The 6,208-nt window shown below is 37.7% G+C and carries 7 protein-coding genes and 1 pseudogene; 6 read left to right on the top strand and 2 right to left on the bottom strand.

The window, feature by feature from the left end; genetic code table 11:
- Positions 1–266: hypothetical protein (locus JL57_RS26320; RefSeq protein WP_034144864.1), on the bottom strand; the 266-nt coding region annotated here is incomplete at its 3' end.
- A gap of 475 nt (positions 267–741) precedes the next feature.
- On the opposite strand from JL57_RS26320, the gene JL57_RS26310 reads away from it, so the two are divergent.
- The 6 genes from JL57_RS26310 (at position 742) to JL57_RS26290 (ending at position 5,871) form a co-directional block, all read left to right on the top strand.
- The gene (locus tag JL57_RS26310) at positions 742–1,680 is read left to right on the top strand and encodes a DMT family transporter (RefSeq protein ID WP_034144862.1); all 939 of its coding nucleotides are present in this window, start codon (positions 742–744) and stop codon (positions 1,678–1,680) included.
- A 79-nt stretch (positions 1,681–1,759) separates the two neighbouring features.
- Positions 1,760–2,656: a transposase gene (locus JL57_RS35620; protein ID WP_291300600.1), complete on the top strand. Its 897-nt coding sequence runs from the start codon at positions 1,760–1,762 to the stop codon at positions 2,654–2,656.
- A gap of 122 nt (positions 2,657–2,778) precedes the next feature.
- The gene (locus tag JL57_RS26300) at positions 2,779–3,948 is read left to right on the top strand and encodes a TraB/GumN family protein (RefSeq protein WP_291300599.1); all 1,170 of its coding nucleotides are present in this window, start codon (positions 2,779–2,781) and stop codon (positions 3,946–3,948) included.
- Positions 3,949–3,984: 36 nt separating this feature from the next.
- Positions 3,985–4,206, top strand: a complete 222-nt coding sequence (locus JL57_RS35615; protein ID WP_291300598.1) for a glycerol-3-phosphate acyltransferase — start codon at positions 3,985–3,987, stop codon at positions 4,204–4,206.
- Entirely contained in the window at positions 4,176–4,565 is a 390-nt protein-coding gene (locus JL57_RS26295) for a glycerol-3-phosphate acyltransferase (RefSeq protein WP_291300597.1), read from the top strand. Before JL57_RS35615 ends, JL57_RS26295 begins: the two co-directional genes overlap by 31 nt.
- A gap of 1 nt (position 4,566) precedes the next feature.
- The gene (locus JL57_RS26290; RefSeq protein WP_291300596.1) at positions 4,567–5,871 is read left to right on the top strand and encodes an aminotransferase class V-fold PLP-dependent enzyme; all 1,305 of its coding nucleotides are present in this window, start codon (positions 4,567–4,569) and stop codon (positions 5,869–5,871) included.
- Positions 5,872–6,069: 198 nt separating this feature from the next.
- On the opposite strand, the pseudogene JL57_RS35610 reads toward JL57_RS26290, so the two are convergent.
- Positions 6,070–6,208: pseudogene (locus tag JL57_RS35610) on the bottom strand (IS701 family transposase); the annotation flags it as partial.

Raw genomic sequence — 6,208 nt, 5'->3', positions numbered from 1 at the left:
AGATAAAAGGCTCCATAATCTTTTATGGATGAATGCTGGATATCATCAATGGAAAACATCATGGTCGTTGTAGGTATCTCAATAGGAGTTCCTTTTTTAGCCATATCGGCTAGATACTCAGGCTTATAAATCGGATTTCCGGTTACGGGATCGATCTTACCAATAGGGATGCGTTTATTTCTTGGTTTGCCATCGGCATTCCGAAAAGAAACCGACTCGTAAAGGTAAATCTTGTCACCGACCTTTTGTCTTATAATAGAACTCATAGGCACCTTCCTCCTCACATGTAGGTATAAATAATTATACCTACATGTGAGGAGATAAACAATGAATTCTTTCAAAGAATTGCAATAAACAAGCTTAAAAATGCAATATTTATGAACTAAAGCACTACTTTAACTGAAAAACTTGTGTAGGTATAATTTTTTCCGGGAACCAAGGTTTAATGAGATGCGGTAGAAGCACTTTGAATCGTGGGAAAAATGGAAAGACTTCTGAACTCGGATTTGAGGAAGCAGATTTTTATATAAAAGGAGATAAACTAAACATTGCCCAAATGCTGATTTTGAAAAACCTCCCGCTTCGTATGGGGAGGTTTTTTTTATCCTTTTTAGTGATTAATTATAAAAAAATATTACCTTATTCAATCAGTAAAACTGTGTTAATATTGAATATGAAAAAATAACTGAAACAGGCGTTATTACTTTCATATTTCATGTCGTAGAAGAGGAGATACTTAAATTGAAAGATACAAAACTAATTAAAGGCACGCTATTCACCTTAATTGCAGCGGCTGGCTTTGGGGCAGTGGCGCCTGTTGCAAAAATTCTTTACTCCTATGATATCTCACCTATTTTTATGTTAGCCGTTAGGTTTTTCATTGCATCTATTTTTATATGGGGATATATCTTTCTAAAAAGAAAGGAAATTAACTATAGACTTGAAAAAGAGCAATTGTTAATCATGTTTCTAATTGGTGGACTGTTTTATTTCCTCACAACCAGTTTTTATTTCAGTGCCATCAGTTATTTACCGGTATCACTGCATGTGATGATTTTTTATACATACCCGTTCATGATCAATATCTTCTCATATATTTACCTTAAAGAAAAAATGTCAGTAAAACAAATGGTTGCTTTATTTGTGGCTTTCGGAGGTATTTTATTAGTACTTACGGATTTAAACTCAAATATAAAAATGATTGGTATATTATTATCCGTTTTAGCTGCAGTTTGCAATAGTGCATATGTTCTGGCGCTTGGGCTTAAGAAAATTAAAAAGGTAAATTCAATCGTCATTGCAGCATATACAAATACCTTCAGCACATTCACATTTATTACATACGGTTTAATTAAAGGTGAAATAAACTTAAATAGCTTTAAGATCACTACAAATGCTTGGCTGGGAATCGTATTTATTGCATTGGTTGCCACTGTTATTGCAATTATCGCGCTAGCGGCAGGCGTCAAAATGATTGGTGCGGCCAAAGCATCTATCATCAGCACATTTGAACCGATAGAAGGCGTTATATTAAGCATAATCATTTTAGGAGAGCATTTGTTTATCAATCAAATTTTTGGAGCTATCCTTGTTATTGTAGCCATAATCGTGATTAATCTGAGTGACAGGAAAACAAACCCAGTAAAACTAAATTATGATTCCATGAAACAACAGAGCTGAGAGCGGTAAGTGGGGTCAGGCTTGAGATATTCTCTTTTATCATTTTTAACACAGGATAATTAAATAAGGGGGGAGTACTTTGGCGAGAAAACCGCGGTTGGAATACCCTGGTGCCTTGTATCATGTCATGTGCCGTGGCAATAATGGTGAATACTTTATGACAGAAGTAGAAAAGCCTATATACATGGGACTAATCAAAAAATACAAAGAAAGATATGATTTCAAGTTGTATGCTTATTGTATCATGGACAATCACGTTCATTTATTAGTAGAGACCGGAGAAACTCCACTATCAAAAATTATACAGGGGATCCAACAGAGCTTTACACAGCAGTACAACCAAAGGTACAACAGGACAGGTCATGTCTTTCAACAAAGATACAAGGCACTGCTTTGTGATAAAGATAGATATTTGTTGCAAGTTATTAAGTATATTCATTATAATCCGATAGAAGCTGGAGTAAGTAAAGGGTTAGAATATCTGTGGAGTAGTCATGGAAGTTATTTAATCGGTCAAAATGATTCATTAGTAGACGTAAACTTTGTTCTGGGTATACTTTCAGAGAATCGTGCAGCTGCACACAAACAATATAGAGCGTTTATGAATATAAAGCCAGAGAAAAATGAATTGTATATATATGAACCCGATACCGAAGGAGATAACAAAATAAAGATAACAACAAGAAGTGCTATACGGATTGATATTGATACGATTATCGATGTTGTATGTAAAGAAGCTGGTGTTACGAGGGAAGAGGTTACTAGAAGAACCAAAATACAGAAATATTCTGATGTCAGAAAAGCAATTGTGAAAATTAGTGAAGACTATGGTAGTTTCGCCAATGTTGAACTTGCAGAGAAGCTCAATATACCGCCATCCATGGTTTCGAAAATTAGAAGTGGAGAAAGTAAAGGAACTCAGATGGTTAATGAAATCTTGATGAAGATCCAACAAAAGGGAATATTTCAGGCCTGACCCCATCGCGCCCCTTCGCAGTTGAGTTCTTATTCGGCTTATATGGCTTTGCCTAGCTTCTATTCTAGTAAGTGTGATATTATTATGGTTGTTCTAAAATTAGTATAGTGGGAAGTGATTTTTTGTCCAACGAGAATGTACATCGAATAGAAATGGACGGCAGACAGATAATCTTGATTGGGACTGCGCATGTATCTAAAAGAAGCTCAGATGAGGTTAAACAATTAATTGATGACGAAAAACCAGATACAGTTTGTGTAGAGTTATGTGAGTCTCGTTATAAAGCGATCATGGATGCCGAAAGATGGAAAAACACAGATATCGTCAAAATTATTAAAGACGGTAAATCTATGATGTTATTAATTAACTTAATCATGTCTTCTTACCAGAAAAAATTAGCTCGGCAGTTTGGGATCAAACCTGGACAAGAGATGATCCAAGGGATTGAATCAGCGAATGAGCATGGGGCGACACTCTGTTTAGCTGATCGTGATATACAGACTACCATGCGCAGATTGTGGCGCGGGTTAGGTTTTTGGGGAAAAGCGAAATTGTTTTATCAGCTTATCCTAAGCGTAGTTATTGATGAGGAGATCAGTGAAGAAGATCTGGAAAAGATGAAGAGCGAGGATATGTTAACTTCAGTCTTAAACGAATTATCACAGTCTTTCCCTCAATTAAAGACATTTATTGTTGATGAAAGAGACAAGTACCTAGCTCAGAAAATTAAAGAAACCTCAGGGGATAAGGTGGTAGCAGTCTTAGGAGCAGCCCATATTCCGGGGATAAAAAAAGAACTAGCTAATCACAACGATTTGGACGAACTGTCCAAGATTCGCCCGACTTCAAATACAACCAAAATAATTGGCTGGTCTATCCCTGTCATTATTTTGGGCATTATTGTATCAACTCTTTCGCTTGATAAGGCTACGGGGATTGATCAGATTGTAAGTTGGATTCTCTGGAACGGTTCTTTAGCTGCTATAGGAGCTTTGATTGCTTTCGCTCACCCGCTATCTATTTTGGTAGCATTTTTAGTCGCACCTATTAGTTCTTTGAGTCCACTTTTGGCAGCAGGATGGTTTGTAGGTCTCACAGAGGCTTTAATTCGGAAACCAAATGTTCAAGATTTTGAAAATGTTTCTGAAGACATGTACTCTTTTAAGGGTTTTTGGCGTAATAAAGTAACTCATATTCTCTTGGTAGTAGTACTGACTAATTTAGGGAGTACAGCAGGTACACTAATTGGGGGAGCGGAAGTGATCAAGCAGTTTCTTAATACCATTCAATAAAAGACTTCCTGAACAGTGAGTAAGGGCGGGTAATTGATGATCGATGTTTTAATAGTTGTCATAGGTTACCTTCTTGGTGGAATCTCAACCGGCTATTACCTTGTCAGATTGATACGTCGTCAAGATGTTCGGAATTATGGTTCTGGTGCCACCGGGGCTACCAATGTTGGCAGGATACTTGGTTATAAAGGTTTTTTGTTAACGTTTCTCGGCGATGTTTTTAAAGGGTGTCTTATTCCTATTATTGTGATTTCCTAGGACTCTCAGATATAACTGCGATTCTAGGTTTAATTGCAGTTGTAGCAGGACATGTATGGCCGCTTCAACTTGGATTTAGAGGGGGCAAGGGAGTTGCTACGGCCTTTGGAGGAGTAGTCGTTCTTGATCCCCAGCTTGCTCTATTATTATTTGCTATCACAATGGGGCTCTTGGCAATTACTAGGAAGTTCACGTTAAGCGGACTTTTAGTTATTTTGGCAGCACCAATTATTGCGATTTTAATGTCGCGTTCAACAAATCAGGTGATTGGAATGGTGATCTTAACATTCATATTACTTATTGCTCATAAGGGAAATATTACTTTGATATTGAAAGAGGTTTCAAAATGGAGGAGTTAGCATGAGTCTTGCTTTAACCTTTAAAATCGCTACTGAGGATTGGGAGTTTGATCAAATTCACGCTCTAAACTACAAAACATTTGTGCAAGAGATTCCCCAACATTGCATTAACAAGGAAAAGAAACTTGTAGATAAGTTCCACACAGATAATTCTTATTGTATTTGTGTGCGTGATGGAAAACTATTAGGAATGTTAGCTTGTCGGAGTAAACGACCGTTTTCGCTAGACTCAAAACTAGTCGATTTAGATACATACTTGCCTTCTCACAAGGCATTATGCGAGATTCGTCTCCTTTCAGTAGAAAAAGAGGTTAGGGGTGGCCGAATCCTCGTAGGGTTAATGAACATGCTCCTGGAACATTGTAATCAACAAGGATATGATCTAGCAGTAATATCTGGAACAGTAAGACAGCTGAAGTTATATAAGCACCTTGGCTTCATACCCTTCGGCCCCCTTGTCGGTAACCCTGAAGCTTTGTTTCAACCCATGTACCTTTCAAGAGAGACTATAGTCCAGAATCTAAATAGCTTTGCAGAACAGTCAAGAAAAAAGCCTGTAGTAAACATTGTTAACTTCCTCCCCGGACCAGTAAGGATTAGTGAATCTGTTCAAGAGGCTTTTATTAGAACTCCAGTTTCTCACCGATCCGATAAATTCCTGAAAGATATTTCTCAAATTCAAGGTATGCTCTCTCAGTTGGTTAACTCGAATAGCGTTCAGATCTTATTGGGCTCAGGTACCCTCGCCAATGATGTCGTTGCAGCTCACCTTTCAGTTGATAAAGGGAAGGGCATAGTTTTAAGCAATGGAGAATTTGGTGAACGTTTAATTGACCATGCCCGGAGGGCCAGGCTTGATTTTAGAGAGTACAAGAATCCTTGGGGGGATGCCTTGGACTATGATGATCTAGAGTTAATTCTTGATCAAGAACCCTCCATAAAGTGGCTATGGACAGTTCACATAGAGACTTCTACTGGGGTTCTTAATGATTTGTCTAAATTGAAAAATATTTGTTGTAAGCGAAATATTCTACTCTGCTTAGATTGTGTTAGCTCAATCGGAGCTTTGTCTGTTGATCTAGAAGGAGTTTTTCTAGCGTCGGGCGTAAGTGGAAAAGCCATATGTTCATATCCAGGGTTAAGCTTTGTTTTCTATAATCATGCTTTAAGTGGTCAGAGTCTGCCCCGCTATATGGATTTAGAATTATATAGTAAGTCTGAGGGAGTACCCTTTACTCATTCTTCAAATTTTATCTACGCCTTACAGGAAGCGTTACTATTGACATTATCTAGCACTACAGCGTGAATTATCTTTAACCGATAAGGCTCTTATTTGATTTCTTTAAGCTATGGGACTTATACGCACAGAAATTACGACGAAGATGATAGTCTACAATTCTTAAGGCCTTTTGTATTATTTTTTCGTCGCCTGACAGGGCTGCAACAACCAGCAATAGAGCCATGGGATGAGTTAAGAGCGGGCTTTTTTTTTATCAATCACTTGCAGTCTTATTTCAAGTAGAAATGAACTCGCGATCGATACCAAAAGCATATGGCGATGCCAGGCAGTCCAAGAACGGAATTCATAATGATCCATGCCTAGTTCGTCTTTGGCTTCATTGAAACACTGCTCAATAGGCCAG

This window comes from Desulfosporosinus sp. BICA1-9, assembly GCF_000802135.1.
Note: the sequence above shows the minus strand (reverse complement) of the source record. Positions and strands in the feature narration are given on the sequence as shown.